Annotated in this window: 18 protein-coding genes; 4 read left to right on the forward strand and 14 right to left on the reverse strand. The window is 38.6% G+C overall.

The window, feature by feature from the left end; all coding sequences use genetic code 11:
- Window positions 1-38 precede the first annotated feature (38 nt).
- A complete protein-coding gene (locus tag BCOA_RS26510; RefSeq protein ID WP_014097087.1) occupies window positions 39-2453 on the forward strand; it encodes an AAA family ATPase in 2415 nt (804 codons plus the stop codon).
- Window positions 2440-3510 carry a 5-methylcytosine-specific restriction endonuclease system specificity protein McrC gene (gene mcrC, locus BCOA_RS26515; protein ID WP_014097088.1) on the forward strand — a complete coding sequence of 357 codons (1071 nt, stop codon included), beginning with the start codon at window positions 2440-2442 and terminating at the stop codon, window positions 3508-3510. The genes BCOA_RS26510 and mcrC overlap by 14 nt, the downstream gene beginning before the upstream one ends.
- 185 nt (window positions 3511-3695) lie before the next feature.
- On the opposite strand, the gene BCOA_RS35580 is transcribed toward mcrC, so the two are convergent.
- From BCOA_RS35580 to BCOA_RS26540, 7 genes are all read right to left on the reverse strand, one after another.
- Complete coding sequence (locus BCOA_RS35580; RefSeq protein WP_014097089.1) at window positions 3696-3824, reverse strand: hypothetical protein; 129 nt, start codon at window positions 3822-3824, stop codon at window positions 3696-3698.
- 54 nt (window positions 3825-3878) lie between these two features.
- Entirely contained in the window at window positions 3879-4196 is a 318-nt protein-coding gene (locus BCOA_RS26520; RefSeq protein WP_014097090.1) for a hypothetical protein, read from the reverse strand.
- A 249-nt stretch (window positions 4197-4445) separates the two neighbouring features.
- Entirely contained in the window at window positions 4446-4856 is a 411-nt protein-coding gene (locus BCOA_RS26525; RefSeq protein ID WP_014097091.1) for an immunity protein YezG family protein, read from the reverse strand.
- Window positions 4857-4973: 117 nt separating this feature from the next.
- On the reverse strand, window positions 4974-5210 hold the full coding sequence (locus BCOA_RS26530) for a hypothetical protein (protein WP_014097092.1): 237 nt from the start codon (window positions 5208-5210) through the stop codon (window positions 4974-4976).
- A gap of 271 nt (window positions 5211-5481) precedes the next feature.
- The gene (locus BCOA_RS26535; RefSeq protein ID WP_014097093.1) at window positions 5482-6021 is read right to left on the reverse strand and encodes an SMI1/KNR4 family protein; all 540 of its coding nucleotides are present in this window, start codon (window positions 6019-6021) and stop codon (window positions 5482-5484) included.
- Entirely contained in the window at window positions 6018-6125 is a 108-nt protein-coding gene (locus BCOA_RS35680) for an HNH endonuclease (protein WP_080564920.1), read from the reverse strand. The genes BCOA_RS26535 and BCOA_RS35680 overlap by 4 nt, the downstream gene beginning before the upstream one ends.
- A gap of 549 nt (window positions 6126-6674) precedes the next feature.
- Complete coding sequence (locus BCOA_RS26540) at window positions 6675-7046, reverse strand: SMI1/KNR4 family protein (protein ID WP_017551151.1); 372 nt, start codon at window positions 7044-7046, stop codon at window positions 6675-6677.
- A gap of 71 nt (window positions 7047-7117) precedes the next feature.
- On the opposite strand from BCOA_RS26540, the gene BCOA_RS26545 reads away from it, so the two are divergent.
- Complete coding sequence (locus BCOA_RS26545) at window positions 7118-8638, forward strand: IS5-like element ISBco3 family transposase (RefSeq protein WP_014097094.1); 1521 nt, start codon at window positions 7118-7120, stop codon at window positions 8636-8638.
- Here the strand turns inward: BCOA_RS26545 and BCOA_RS26550 are convergent.
- The 7 genes from BCOA_RS26550 to BCOA_RS26580 form a co-directional block, all read right to left on the reverse strand.
- Window positions 8610-8798 carry a hypothetical protein gene (locus BCOA_RS26550; protein WP_014097095.1) on the reverse strand — a complete coding sequence of 63 codons (189 nt, stop codon included), beginning with the start codon at window positions 8796-8798 and terminating at the stop codon, window positions 8610-8612. The two genes, BCOA_RS26545 and BCOA_RS26550, sit on opposite strands and share 29 nt — an antisense overlap.
- Before the next feature lie 89 nt (window positions 8799-8887).
- The gene (locus BCOA_RS26555) at window positions 8888-9328 is read right to left on the reverse strand and encodes an SMI1/KNR4 family protein (RefSeq protein ID WP_014097096.1); all 441 of its coding nucleotides are present in this window, start codon (window positions 9326-9328) and stop codon (window positions 8888-8890) included.
- Between the two features lie 376 nt (window positions 9329-9704).
- Entirely contained in the window at window positions 9705-10226 is a 522-nt protein-coding gene (locus BCOA_RS26560; RefSeq protein WP_014097097.1) for a hypothetical protein, read from the reverse strand.
- A gap of 8 nt (window positions 10227-10234) precedes the next feature.
- Window positions 10235-11974 (reverse strand): LXG domain-containing protein, encoded by a 1740-nt coding sequence (locus BCOA_RS26565; protein ID WP_014097098.1) that lies wholly within the window; start codon window positions 11972-11974, stop codon window positions 10235-10237.
- Between the two features lie 4 nt (window positions 11975-11978).
- Window positions 11979-12257, reverse strand: a complete 279-nt coding sequence (locus tag BCOA_RS26570; protein ID WP_014097099.1) for a DUF5344 family protein — start codon at window positions 12255-12257, stop codon at window positions 11979-11981.
- Window positions 12258-12259: 2 nt separating this feature from the next.
- Window positions 12260-12610, reverse strand: coding sequence for a YwqH-like family protein (locus BCOA_RS26575; protein WP_014097100.1), 351 nt, complete (start codon window positions 12608-12610; stop codon window positions 12260-12262).
- Window positions 12611-12963: 353 nt separating this feature from the next.
- A complete protein-coding gene (locus BCOA_RS26580) occupies window positions 12964-13419 on the reverse strand; it encodes a DUF4274 domain-containing protein (RefSeq protein ID WP_014097101.1) in 456 nt (151 codons plus the stop codon).
- Window positions 13420-13989: 570 nt separating this feature from the next.
- Between BCOA_RS26580 and BCOA_RS26590 the strand changes: the two genes are divergently transcribed.
- On the forward strand, window positions 13990-14316 hold the full coding sequence (locus BCOA_RS26590) for a hypothetical protein (protein WP_014097103.1): 327 nt from the start codon (window positions 13990-13992) through the stop codon (window positions 14314-14316).
- Window positions 14317-14330 lie beyond the last annotated feature (14 nt).

The raw sequence follows: 14330 nt of genomic DNA on the forward strand, positions 1-14330 counted from the left end.
ATGTTTAAGATATAATGAAAAATTAGGTGAAATGGCTTATGATCAACAAAAATTCGTTAGCAGCGGTGATCGCAGCATATAAACAAAACTTTCCAACGCACTGGGAAAATGAAAAATATAAATGGGAAGCGGTCCAGCATTTTCAGGATCATTGGGATATCAATGCTTCTGACTTTGCTGAGATGTTCACGAAAGCAACAGACAAAACCAATAATCTGCTCACTTCCGTGAACAACTACCCAAGAAGAATGATTCATGAGTTTGCTGTGGCAGATGAAGAAGCGACAAGAGCCATGTTTATCAATCTGTATGATGAGTCCAAGAATTTTGCGGAACGAGTTGAAAAATTCCAGTCTGATGCAGAAACAATGCGTGTAAAATATGATCAAGGCACATGGAGGCAGCATTATCAAACGCTGAATTCCATTAGCACATACCTTTGGCTCCGTTATCCGGATAAATATTATATTTACAAGTACTCGGAATGTCGGGCTGTGGCAAAAGTGCTTGACAGCGATTTTATTCCAAAAAAAGGTGCTTCTTCTCGCAATCTCGTAGGGGAATTTCACCTTTACAATGAAATTTGCGAGCACTTGAAAAAGGATGAGGAATTGGTCCAAATGCTGCAATCCGTACTTACGGATCGTTGCTACCCGGATAAAGCGCTGAAGACATTGACGATGGATCTTGGCTTTTATATCAGCCGTTTTTATACAAAAAAGTCTACTGAAGATCATGCCGAGTGGTTTCCAATGGACTATAGCCCAAAAATTACAACGGAGGAATGGCTTGCACTGCTTGCAGATAAACGTGTGTTTAACACAAAAAGTCTAAAAATCATGAAGCGCATAAAAGACTGTGGCGGCATGGCCACTTGTAAGCAGCTTTCAGAAAAATACGGGAATAACTCGAACTATTATAATAGTGGATCTTCTGCTCTTGCAAAGCGTGTTGCCGAGACGACGGGATGTCCTTTGATGACTTCTCATAACGATAATGCAAAATGGTGGCCGATTTTATATGTTGGAAAGCATGCAGACAAAGGAATGGCAGGTAATTATATGTGGAAACTTCGTGATGAATTGAGCAAAGCGCTGGATCAGTTTGACCTTTCTGAAATTCCTTTGTATGAAAAGGAGCCACAAGCTAAAATCAGCCAAGGTAAAGAGAAGCAGGGTTACTGGTGGCTCAATGCTAATCCTAAAATTTGGCGTTTCTCGGATATCGACATCGGCGAGACGCAGCGATATACACTGTATAATGAAAATGGCAACAAACGCCGCATTTTTCAAAACTTCTTGGATGCGAAGGCTGGCGACCTTATTATTGGATATGAATCTTACCCGGTGAAACAGGTGGTAGCACTTGCGAAAGTGCTGGAAGAAAGTGATGGAGAATATCTTTATTTTGAAAAAACAGAAGGGCTTGTCACACCGATCGATTATGCAACATTGAAAAATTGCCCTGAGCTGGAAAAAATGGAATATTTCCAGAATCCACAGGGCAGTCTTTTCAAGCTGACGAAGGAAGAATATGACTTTATTGAAGACATTATTCGCGAGGAAAACCCGATTATGTCGAAAGAAAACATGGAAGCTTATTCCAAAGATCAATTTTTGGAAGAGGTATATATGACTGAAGAACGTTACGAAACGCTTACCTCTCTGCTGAAGCATAAAAAGAATCTCATTTTGCAGGGAGCTCCGGGTGTTGGCAAGACCTTTACAGCTAAGCGGCTTGCTTATGCAATGATGGGATTAAAAGACGACAGCCGCATTGAATTGATTCAGTTTCACCAGAACTACTCCTATGAGGATTTCATGATGGGATATAAACCTAAGGAGGAAGGGTTTCAATTACAATACGGCATTTTCTATAAGTTTTGTCAAAAGGCAGCGAACATGCCTGATCAACCGTTCTTTTTTATCATCGATGAAATCAATCGCGGCAACATGAGTAAAATATTCGGTGAATTGCTTATGTTGATTGAAAAAGATTATCGTGGCACAAAGGCAACGCTTGCTTATAACGGTTTGCCGTTCACCGTTCCAAAGAATCTGTACCTGATCGGGATGATGAATACCGCCGACCGTAGCCTTGCAATGATCGATTATGCTTTGCGCCGCCGTTTCAGCTTTTTTGAAATTGAGCCGGGATTTCATTCTGCTGGGTTTCAATCCTACCAGTCTGCATTGGATCATGACACGTTCAACACTTTAATTGAACGCATCAAGGAATTGAATCAGGAAATTGCTGCCGACAGTTCACTTGGACCAGGTTTCCGCATTGGCCACAGTTATTTTTGCGGACAGGCTGAATGTACGGATGAGTGGTTGAAGGAAGTGGTCGAATTTGATATTCTTCCGATGCTGCATGAATACTGGTTTGATGAGCCGGACAAATTGCAGCGTTGGGAAAATATATTGCGCGGTGTTTTCAATGATGAAAGATAAAGGCATTCTAATCAGAAACATCTATTATATGCTCTCTTACGCCTTTCGTGTGCTGAAACGATCAAACTACGATGAAATAGGGTCAGAAAGGTTTGAGCATATCCAAGATCTATTTGCTGCCATCCTTACTAAAGGGATCGCCCGACAACTAAAACAGGGCTTGTATAAGGAATATGTTTCACATTGTGATGACCTTTCCGTGTTACGCGGTAAACTGGACATTCATGGGACCATCCATCATAAACTGCAGCGGAAGCAAAAGCTCTCCTGCGAATATGATGAGCTGTCCGAAAATAATGTATTTAACCAAATCCTGAAAACCACCTCTGTCATACTCATGCAGCAGCCATCTGTAAACGTTAAACGGAGAACAGCCTTGAAAAAAGTGATGCTACATTTTGACAGTGTGGATATGATTGAGCCAACGCGCATAAAATGGAACATCCTGCGGTTTCAGAAAAACAATCAAAGCTATAAAATGCTCCTGAACATCTGCTATTTTGTTTTAGATGGCTTACTGCTCTCCACAGACAAAGGCAAGTTCAAAATGGCCAATTTCTTGGATGAGCAGCACATGTCACGTCTATTTGAGAAATTTGTGCTGGAATATTACCGCTATCATTATCCGAGTTTGCGGGCAGCTGCTCCACAGATCGCATGGAACATTGATACGGGGGCGACTGATTTCCTTCCTACTATGCAGACAGACATTGTACTAAAATCATGCAGCAAAGTACTGATCATCGATACAAAGTACTATGCGCATACCATGCAAGTTCAGAGCAGGTATGGCAGCAGGACATTTCATTCCAACAACCTGTATCAGATTTTTACCTATGTAAAGAATCAGGATGTCGGCAACACCGGCAATGTCGCGGGTATGCTGTTGTATGCCCGAACCGAAGAAACCATTGTGCCAAACGCCGACTTCATGATGAGTGGAAATAAAATGAGTGTAAAAACGCTGGATTTAAATACTGCCTTTGGAAACATTGCTGAACAGCTGGACAACATTGCAACATCATACTTTGGAGAGATTGAAAAGAAGGAGGCTTAGGGATATAGAGGTACAACAATAAAAAGGTTTGTAAATGGGGCGTGCATTGCTATTGATTGAGATAGTTTGTTTATAATACATGCTTAAAAATCGAATGAAGTTGTACAGACATCATAAAAAGGTACATTGCACCTCTAATATCAACAGCTACCTTGCCTCTTGAGCAGTGAACCTACCTTTTCGGATTATTTACCGAGTTCATCAAAAGCGAATGAAGAGGTATTCCATGCATGGATGCGCCCCATTTGCATTTCACGATAATGCGCCATTTCCTCAACTTTGTTTTGGATCCCGATTTTCCACCAGTGATACATTTATGACCGCCATAAATGTCCATCTGGCATATTCATTGCCGAGGTATTCGGAAGTTAAATTTCTTTAGTATTACCTTCAATTCTATCTTTGTAATTCTTTAGTATTTTTGTATTTATATCGCTGATTTCCGAAAAGTGCCACTCAAAGGTTGTTAAAATTCTATGAAACTCTAGTAAATATTGTTCTACCTTGTTCTCATCGTTAGGATTAACTTTTTTAAAATCGCTTATTACTTTCTCTAATTCTTTGATTAAGGCTTGAAAATCTTTCAGGTTATCGTACTGTTCGTTAAAGTCCTCTTTGGTTAAAACATTTACATTTGAATGAATATTTTCTAATACACGTAGTAATTCTGCTAATTTCTCCACCATTTATGATCTCCACCCTTTAACAATTCGTCCAAATGCTTTTTTAGCATTAAAGTTCCATCCGAATTTAAAAATATATTTTACTTTAACATTTTTATCTATAACTTCTAGATGGTCTTTATGCAATGCATCGAAATTTTAAATACTGCCGCACTTACTCCTGTAACGGTAGTATAGTGAGTGTGGGAACAATAGAAAAGGAAAGACGGTTTTGGTTCAGCACCTTTTCTCGTATAAACGGAACGTATAAATTCATTTTAAATATGTTGCTTCCCATTGTTCCTGTTTTTCAACAGGATCAATTTGGGAAAGGTCTTGGTATCCGAGTTTCACATTCATTGCACCCGTGTTATCCAACATATAGGTTAAATTGGTCCATTTTTCTTGGTGTTGAGCTGCAAATTCGGATTGTAACGCTGAAAAAAGATTGAGCAAATCATTTTCTAAATCATTGAATTTTTCCTCATCAATGATGAATTTATCAGGAATGTCAAGACTATATACCGGTTCCTTATCGGCTAATGGATAATAATAAAAAAACATTATTTTATACCCATGTCCAATTTCAACATATAGATATATTTTCTTCCATTCTTCTGGTATCATCGCCACCAATTTATTAGCAATTTCTCCGTAAATTCGGTCCATTTTTTGTGTTTCCATTTTATTCATCCCCTATATAGTTCGTTAAAGTATAAAAGTATTTTTTACTATAATTTTATATAAAATTTCTGCTGATAGGAGACCATTGATCGTTTCACCGAGAGCTTTCCGGCACCATCATAAGCAAAGCAGGTTATCCGGGCTTTCTGAACCAGGAATGGCTTCTTTTGGGATTTCATCGACCAGTTCATAATTGGGCTGTTTGCTGCCGGGCTTGCGGTATTCCATCACAAGGACACCGTCTTCATAGCGAGGGAACTTGACGGAAAAGTGACCTTCAAAGTCCTTGCCGTCCACGGTTTGAACCGGTTTCGCCCCGGCTTTGTGAATGATAATTATAATTTTGTATTTCACTTTTACACTTCTCTAATATATTTTAATGTTAAAATGAGGATCTATCCTCATTTGTATTTTCACACCATTATCAGTTTACTATTATTGTAAGCTTCTTTTGTTGCTTCTGTTACGTGAACTCTATTCCTTTCTTTAGATTGTTACCTTCAATTCCCACAATTGCACGGCATACGCCATATTGATTTGGGGGTCTGTAACTTCAATTATTTTTCTGCCTATCATACTTTCGTCATTCGCAGGCCCTCCCATGCCAGGGTGACAGTTGGGAAACTCACTTGCTTGATTTGTTATTTAACTCCTTTAAAAAGCCTGGGTCGATCCAAACCTTCTTCACTTCATATCCATCTAATTCTAGTTTTGTAGTGCTATCTTCTGCTACGGAATTTAGAAACTCATTGAACGATTCTGCAATCAAATATAGATCAGTTATCGCTATTTTCCCCTTTTCGTATTTATTCTCTTCTTCATGATCCCAAAAATAAACGTATCCATATTTCTCTTTTGAAAGATTTAAACATACAAGGTTTCCTCCTGCATCCCTGCCTATAGGAATATAAGTATTTGGAATTCTATTTTTATATAATTCAAACTGGTTCAGTAAGTCATCCTTTGTTCCTAAACCGAACATAGATGTTAAAATAAATTTATGTTTGCCGCAATGATAATAAGTGCTGTAACTATTTTTAATATAGCCACCATTATATTTTTGTAAAAATTCAATATAATCCTCTGGCAACTTATAACCAACTTTTTGTGAAAAGGTAATGAGATTTTTTTTATTAAATCCGTTATTTGAAACGATATTCATCATAGAACACCTTCGTTAATTTTCCTCTGGTCTGAGCCTTTTTTGATTAATGAGGCACCACCTGTATGTCTAACTGCTGAATGAATATCACTTGGAATCCACATCATTGTCTTTCCATCTTCTACATGATGCCAAGTATCTCCTGCTGGGGTACTTTTTAATCCTCTTCATTTGCTTTTTTAAAATCATAATAATGGTCGCCCTTTAACCCCTATATCTCTAAATTAGCTTTAGCATACGGACTGCAGGAAACCCTTCTTGAACATTGTGATGGAACTTGACGGACAGGTGACATTCAAAGTCCTTGCCGTCCACGGTTTGAACCGGTTTTACGCCGGCTTTCTGAATGAGCTCGCCTTCCAAACTGCTTCGGGTTGTAAGTGGCAAAATTAAACGAGCCGTCACCCGCCATCGATTCCATTTGCCGGGCGAACTTCATCATCGTATCCAGGTCTTGATCGAAAGCTCCGAGGGACAGGGCGGCTTATGTGTCAAAGCCATGCAGCTGTTCAAGCATCCTGTTTGTTTTTTCCACGCTTTTTGGATTGGATGCAGTTTTTCATCAATATCCAGTTTGGGCCAGTTCAACAACAAGATCTGAAACTTCCCGCATTGCGGCATTGGCGGCAAATAAGCAATGGTTCATTTTATCTGTCTTAAAAATCCTCTTCCCATGCTTCTTTTGCCTCCAACAACCTTTGTGATAAGAACTCATAAAAATTCTTTGCTGTGTTAAAGTCATCGAGTCTACCTTGTCTATTCCACGCTATTACTGGACATTCATTATTCTCCATATTACTAGTATCTAAACAATAAGCATATTCTCCGATATCTTCAATAACTACCAAATTATTACTCATTCCTAAATCCCTATAATTCTTTGTTTCAATAACAACAGAAGCTATATTTGACTTAGCCACTCCTAAAATATCAACACCAAATAATCCACCAGAGCCGTAATTAGTTAAAAACCACTTAGGGCTTGCTGAATAAACAAAAATTCCAGATTTGACAAGGATTTTGGCCACTTTTGTCGAATATAAAGTGTAAGGATTTTATAGGAAACGTATAAAAAACCTTGCACTTGGAGGCCGTTACGATGTACAAAAAGACCGAACATCAATTAACTTTTGTAGAAGATTTTTTTCTACCATTCGGTGGAAAATTAAATAAAGAAAATCGCTGGGTCCGTCTTGCTGAATTAATCCCTTGGTGGAAGGCTGAAGAAAAGTATGCCAAGTCCTTCAAGAAAAAATTCAAAGGTGAAAAGGCTTATTCTGTCAGAGTTGCTCTTGGGGCTCTCTATATCAAAGAACGGCTTGGGCTATCTGACCGAGAAACAGTCGAACAGATCACGGAAAACCCGTATCTTCAGTATTTTATCGGGTTGCCTGAATTCCAGGAAAAAGCCCCATTCGATCATTCTCTGATGACTCGTTTTAGAAAACGTTTGGGTGCAAACATCATCAATGAACTGAATGAATGGATTGTTCTGGAAGAACAAGAACGCCAATCGGAAGAAGCATCTAAGGAAAATGACAACGATGATGATCACCATGATGATGACGATCATAGTAGTGGTGATCATCAACCTTCCGGTCCTGCTTCGGAAGAGAATTCAACTGGATCGGCTTCTCCTAAAACGAAGAACAAAGGAAAGCTCATTCTGGACGCAACCTGTGCACCGGCTGATATTGCTTACCCTACTGACCTGGGGCTTTTGAACGAAGCCCGTGAGAAACTGGAACACATCATTGATGTACTGCATGAACCGCACAAAGGAAAATTACGAAAGCCACGGACCTACAGAAAAAGAGCCCGCAGGGACTATCTTTCTGTCGCTAAGCAACGCAAAGCTGGAGCCCGGAAAATCCGGAAAGCTGTCGGCAAACAACTTGGATATGTGAAACGGAATCTGGAGATCATTGGAAATCTCATTTCCCAAAGCTCCCTGTCTCTTTTGAGCAAAGATGAATATCGACAACTCCTCGTGATTCATGAACTTTACCGCCAACAGGCAGAAATGTACAAAAAGAAAACACATCGGATTGACCACCGGATTGTGAGCATTTCACAGCCGCATGTCCGTCCAATTGTGCGTGGCAAGGCAAAAGCGAACGTGGAATTCGGCTCAAAAGTCGCCATTAGCGTTGTAGATGGCTATGCCTTGATTGAGCAACTCGACTGGGAAAATTACAATGAAGGGATCACCCTTAGAGAATCTATTGAGAACTACTACAACCGGTTCGGATTTTATCCAGAAGCGATTTTAGCAGATAAAATCTACCGAAACCGTCACAACCTAGCATACTGTAAATCTCTTGGCATTCGTCTGAGTGGGCCAAGGTTGGGACGCCCATCCAAAACGGAAGACAAAACCTTAGAACGCGTGGCAAGGCAGGATGCCTCCGAACGTAATGCCGTTGAAAGCAAATTTGGCGAAGGCAAGCGCAAGTATGGGCTAGGCCTTATTCGAGCACGCCTTCAGGAGACCAGTGAAACAGTAGTAGCCCTTCAATTCCTTATAATGAATCTGGAGCGGAAGCTCAGGGTTCTTTTTTTGAAATTTTTGCACAACACTATTTTATATTTTAATAACCGTAATTTGGCTTGTATCTGACAGAATCTGATTCGTTCAGCAAGCCCCACTTATAACTTTCAGGCAATTGTACTTCTAGGGTATTCTGGACATATTCAATTTGTTTTTCATCTACTCCTCCAGTAAAGTCATCAGATTCCATGTTTTCCTGAATAAAATAGATTAATTCCTCTTTATTCATTTAGGAATTCTCCTTAGCAGTTCATCTTTATCTATTAAAAAAAACCTTGAAAGGCGAAAACGATTCAAGGTATGTTTTATTATCGTGCTTTAATCAGCTAGTAACTCCAAATAATATTTATCATCTTCTCCGATCCTTTTTAAAAATTCTTCAAGAGAAGTCGCAATTTGAATATCATAATAGTAAACTGCACTTCTACTATTTTCATTCAATTCTATTGACATTAAAGCTGATTCACTGCCCTCAAAAAATATTAGTTTGTTATTCTCAAATTCATCATAGATTTCTATGTCGGGATAAAACTCAAAATCATTAACTCTTAATCGAAAATCCCTTACTGAATATGGATCCATCATACGATTAACATTAAACTCTGAACCTTTAATAAATCCGTAGCCAACCTCTAAATAAAAATTAACTAACTCCTTAGGAAATTTTAAATCAAGTTCCTTCTCAACCACTTTTATTTCGTTTTCAGTCACTGGATAAAAACTATTTTCTTGATTTGCCTTAATAAATTCATAGCTCATTGTTTTTCACCTTTTAATAGTGTATTTGCTGGTGAACCTGCTTTATTCGATCAAAAAAGCGCGCAAAAAAGCAAACAGTACGCTTGAACAATTGTATGACTTTTGATATAACAGTTACCCGCTCCCTCGAAGCTTTAGACCAAGACATAGACACCATGATGATTTCGGATCTTGTTGAATTGCCCAAACTGGAAATTGATGAAAAATACTTATTTGCGTCTTCCAACAAATAGCCAATGGCGTTCTCCAGTTTTTTGAGGGCGGGGATGACGCTATTCTGGATATGAATAATTCAGAGTAAAGCAATTTGACATGGATTTAAATGCATATAAGGTACAATTAAATTATAATGAACATCACTCATGTACTTATATAATCAATGTTGTAATTGTTCCTGAATTTCTTTTATTTTATTGATTTCATAACTATAATTTACATTTCCATCAAAGGATGACATTAATTTATTGAAAAACATATGAGCGCTCTTTAATATCGTAATTAAGAATTCTTGTCTGGGCAATGCTACACTGATGATTTCTCCCTCTGCCAATCTAAATAGCACCATATCCTGTGAGATATTCTTCATTTCAATTTTAACTGGCTGGTCAGGAAAAAAAGTAGTACCATACCCAGTTTGTAATACGTCTTCTACTAACTTAATAAAATAGCTCCATAATTGATCAACTAAATCCCACAAGCTGAAATCCATTATGAATTGATCATAATATTGAATTGTAATAGCGCCATTTATATAATCGAAATCTATCTCTTGGGAGAGATTTTTAATTTCTGTTTCATTGTCAACTCTTATGAAATATTTATTTGGATTTTCTAGCATATCTTCCAAATTGTTTATTTCAAGATTAGGTTTTTTGATAAATGTATTAATTTTTAACATGAACTCACCTACTTTGGATATAATTGTCCAATTCTTCCGTTTTTTATTCCTATTATATATTCAATTCCATTTACCGTTCCAGATATTTGATAGGAACCGACTGTTCCACGTTCTATTAAGATTTTTCGATTTTGTTGCATTACTCCTTGTACAATACTTGATATATCTTCTAGAGATAAATTTTTGTGAAGAAACGTTTGGCTCTTTTTAATAGATCCGTTCCAATATTTAGGATGGTGTCTTTCTAAAATATGCTTTATCCCTTTTTTATCTAGTATGAATTGTTGATTTCCAAATGTTATCTTCCTACTTTGAAAATTGGATAGAGCATTGATGACTTTTTCAGGCTGAGCTTTGGTATTTTCTGCCCATTTTTCTTTTGTTGCCTTCTGAATTCTTATCCCCAATTCATCCATGGCATTATATGGAATCTTTGTTTTCCCGGTTCCAGCTGCTTCCAATGCAGGAACAAACCCTGTATTGACTTTCAGCTTCTCAGCCTTTTCTGCCAGCTTCCCGGCCTTGACAGCTTTCGTAGCTGTGCCCAGTTTGCTGAGGCCTTTGTCGCCAATAAGCGAGATTCCGATAGAAGTTAGCCCGTATGTGAAAAATTCCGTCCGGCTTTTGGCATCGCCGTGGATGACATCCCGTTCAAAAGCATTTTGGACGGCCTGCCCCATATACTTTGCCATATCGATCGTTTTATGTGCGGTGCTGTTCAACGTTGCAATTGGAGAAGATTTGAGCTTGTTTCCATAATCAACAGCTTTCTTTCCAATTGAAGAATAAGTATTACGATCTAAAGCGGACTTACCTAATGATAGGAGACCATTGATCGTGTCACCGATAGCTTTTCCGGCACCATCATAAAATCCCTTCCAAATGTCAAGCAGGAGTGGATCGTCCGGGTTTTCTGAACCTGGAATGGCTTGTTTTGGGATTTCATCCACCAGTTCATAATGGGGCTGCTTGCTGCCGGGCTTACGGTATTCCATCACTATGACCCCGTCTTCATAGCGATGGAACTTGACGGACAGGTGACCTTCAAAGTCCTTGCCGTCAATGGTTTGAACTGGTTTCAAGCCGGTTTTCTGAATGAGCCCGCCTTCCAAACTGCGATAGGCTTCGGTCGGGTGGTAAGTGGCAATATCAAACGAACCATCACCCGCCATCGATTCCATTTGCCGGACAAACTTTATCATCGTGTCTATGTCCTGGTCTAAAGCCTCAAGCGAACGGGTGGCTTTTGTGTCAAAATCATACAGCTGTTCAAGCGTCTTGTTTGCTTTTTTACGCGCTTTCTGGATTGGATGCAGTTTTTCATCAATGTCCAGTTTTGGCAGTTCAACAAGATCTGAAACTTCCCGCATTGCTTTATTGGCATCTTCCAGCAAATAGCCAATGGCGCTCTCCAGCTTTTTCAGTGCGGGGATGACACTATTCTGGATAAAAGCTTCCTCAATATAACCTTTCAGATCTGGTTCAAAATATGACAAATCTTTAAGAATCTGGTTCAGTTGCTCGTTGTAGTCGGCTAAAAACGACTGCAGATACAAGAGAAAAGGCTGGTGAAAATCCCGAAAATAGCCGCGTATCGCATTCCCGGCCTTGCCTTTAAACGCATCCTCCATGTTTACAAAAGAGTCGATTGCCTGCTGGAGGTCCGAAATTTGATCGGATTTCTCCTTTAATGCCCTTTGTGTGTCCGGGGCGACTTGTTCAAACGCTTCGACATCAAGGGTTTTCATGGCTTCACCTGCTCATCGCCCGGCCTTCAAAGCCTTTTTCCAATTGTTCATCGTATTCTTTCATGGCATGAACGGCTTTTTGCGCTGCGGCTTCATTTTTTGAAGTAACGGCCTGATATGCAGTGAGCAGGCCCTCCAGTTTCTGATTCAAATAGGCAAGCTGCTGAAGGGAAGATAAAGGGTACGAACCCATGCCATCCATTGAAATGTCCAGGTTTTGTGCTTGTGAGTGGATTTTTGCAAGCGACTTTTCAACTGATCCGAATTGGATTTTGACTTCCATCTTCACACCCCTTTTTTGTACATTTTTACCATTTCGGCTCGAATGGCTGTTTCAATTTGGTTGTTTTGGGTGGTAAGCTTACTGATTTTTTCGTCTAGCAGTTGAAGGGCCGTATTGATTTGCTTTTCCGTTGCGTTAAAGCTTTCAAGCAGTTCGTTTTTTCGGACTAACTGGAACTGCTTCGCCAACTGCCCCTCCCAAGTTGAGGCGGACAGAGCGGGCTGAAGAGCGTGCTTTTCTTTCTCCGCCAGTGCGTGCTTCGATTCTAGCAGTGCCTGTTTGCTTTTTTTCAGGCGTTCCAATTCTTCCTGGTTTTGTGAGCGTTGAAAATTCAAGAGCGAAATGATACTCATGTTTACCCCCGGATTTCGTAATATTTTGGTTTTATTATCCAAGGTTACGGAAACGTTGTCAATTTGGTGAATGGCGGCATATAGGTGAATAGAAGGAGGGGATAGAAGAAAAATACACTTACTTGGGGGCAAATTTGAATCTTTTTTAGTAAAAACTACCAAATTAAGGAAATAAAATAGGTCTTTCGATGGAGATTTCCGGAATGGTTATTTTTCAACCTTACACCCATCATGGTACTCCCCCCGCTAGTGATCAAGCGTTTTGTCGAAATATTGTGCTATTTCTAGTGGGATACAGGGGCAGCAGAAAAACAAAAACCTTGAAAGGCATTTAACGGCTCTAATCAATCACTTTATATTTTAGGAATATCAACCACTTTTCCTGGTGATTTGTTAATGAGCATATCAGGAATATCTGGATGGTTATTTTTCAACTTATACTTTTGAATTTTTGTTAGCTCAGGATTGAAAGAAATATTTTGATACTTAAATTCAAAATTAATAAGTTTATTATAAATCTTATTCAAAAAGGACTTCCATTCCTTTAATGAAGAACTTGAAAATTCATCTGGATTTTCTAACATACGATATCCGTCTGCAAAATAAAACATTAGTAAACCTGTTCCTAAATCACAATTCTCATTCTCTAGAATAACCGTTGGGATATCAAATCCATTATTCCAATTATAATTTGCAGCAAAGTAATGAAGTAATAAAGAGTTGTTTATGTTTGCTAACTGACTGATTACACAGCTCTTATCTGTCTTATAAAGTAACTTTTCGAGAAAATTAATATCTTTCTTCTCCATAGATTTTTATCTCCTTACCTAAAATCATTAACTTGTAAATTATCAACACTTTGATTTTTTAACCGCTCATCGCTCAGCCTTGGAAGCCTGCTACCAATCATTTATCCTCTTCCTTCATGACATGAACAGCCTTTTTGAATCAGATTTCATTCTCAATATTCGTAAATGGTTTGCTTTTATTATCCAGCGTTGTGGGAACGTCGTCAATTTTGGGAACATTGGTAAGTAAATACGATGAAACCTTTAAAGGGCTGGCAAAACGATAAAGGAGCCATATATCTTAATGCGAGAGAGGTTGCTGCAATGAATGCAGCAGGGGAACAAATCGGCGTTAAAGATCAACATTTGCTTAGAAGCGTAGTAACTTGGTATGAGGCAAATGCATTCGGAATCCCGAAGTCCGGATCAAATCAGCTGTTTATAGTAACAACAATGAATTGATGTACAATATACTTTCGCTGTCATTTGCATTTTCATTGGGAAGACCTGGATTCGGTTTTAATATCTTATATTTACATAAAACATAAAAAATTATAAAATATTGATATGATGAAAGAAGGAGGAGTTATATTGAAAAAATTATTTGTATTATTAAGCTGTTCTCTAATTCTTGCGCTCGCATTAGTTGGATGTGGAAAAACAAAAGTGGATTTCACCACAAAACAGTTTGAAACTGCTCTCAATAAGGGGGAAAACGTAGAAGGGAAAACTGTTTCAGTTAAAGTGAACAAAATTGTGCCCAATAGCGTATTCGGTTACAATATTGAAGCCGGAAAACATTTGAACTTTGTATCAAATGATAATCCTGATGTCAAAAAAGGGGAAACGGTAATATTGAAGGTTAAACAAGTAAAAAGCACACTCGGTTCGTATATTATTTATTATGAGAAAAAATAAGTTGAATAACCTGA

The organism is Heyndrickxia coagulans 36D1 (assembly GCF_000169195.2).
GTDB lineage: Bacteria > Bacillota > Bacilli > Bacillales > Bacillaceae_C > Weizmannia > Weizmannia faecalis.

Bases quoted from the DNA above. Each gene is read 5' to 3' on its own strand.
- BCOA_RS26550 (WP_014097095.1), bottom strand. From the start codon at position 8,798: ATGAATAAAGAGGAATTAATCTATTTTATTCAGGAAAACATGGAATCT.
- BCOA_RS26560 (WP_014097097.1), bottom strand. From the start codon at position 10,226: ATGTTAAAAATTAATACATTTATCAAAAAACCTAATCTTGAAATAAAC.
- BCOA_RS26565 (WP_014097098.1), bottom strand. From the start codon at position 11,974: ATGAAAACCCTTGATGTCGAAGCGTTTGAACAAGTCGCCCCGGACACA.
- BCOA_RS26570 (WP_014097099.1), bottom strand. From the start codon at position 12,257: ATGGAAGTCAAAATCCAATTCGGATCAGTTGAAAAGTCGCTTGCAAAA.
- BCOA_RS26555 (WP_014097096.1), bottom strand. From the start codon at position 9,328: ATGAGCTATGAATTTATTAAGGCAAATCAAGAAAATAGTTTTTATCCA.
- BCOA_RS26535 (WP_014097093.1), bottom strand. From the start codon at position 6,021: ATGATGAATATCGTTTCAAATAACGGATTTAATAAAAAAAATCTCATT.
- BCOA_RS26510 (WP_014097087.1), top strand. From the start codon at position 39: ATGATCAACAAAAATTCGTTAGCAGCGGTGATCGCAGCATATAAACAA.
- BCOA_RS35680 (WP_080564920.1), bottom strand. From the start codon at position 6,125: ATGATGTGGATTCCAAGTGATATTCATTCAGCAGTTAGACATACAGGT.
- BCOA_RS26580 (WP_014097101.1), bottom strand. From the start codon at position 13,419: ATGGAGAAGAAAGATATTAATTTTCTCGAAAAGTTACTTTATAAGACA.
- BCOA_RS26575 (WP_014097100.1), bottom strand. From the start codon at position 12,610: ATGAGTATCATTTCGCTCTTGAATTTTCAACGCTCACAAAACCAGGAA.
- BCOA_RS35580 (WP_014097089.1), bottom strand. From the start codon at position 3,824: ATGTATCACTGGTGGAAAATCGGGATCCAAAACAAAGTTGAGGAAATG.
- mcrC (WP_014097088.1), top strand. From the start codon at position 2,440: ATGATGAAAGATAAAGGCATTCTAATCAGAAACATCTATTATATGCTC.
- BCOA_RS26525 (WP_014097091.1), bottom strand. From the start codon at position 4,856: ATGGAAACACAAAAAATGGACCGAATTTACGGAGAAATTGCTAATAAA.
- BCOA_RS26545 (WP_014097094.1), top strand. From the start codon at position 7,118: ATGTACAAAAAGACCGAACATCAATTAACTTTTGTAGAAGATTTTTTT.
- BCOA_RS26520 (WP_014097090.1), bottom strand. From the start codon at position 4,196: ATGGTGGAGAAATTAGCAGAATTACTACGTGTATTAGAAAATATTCAT.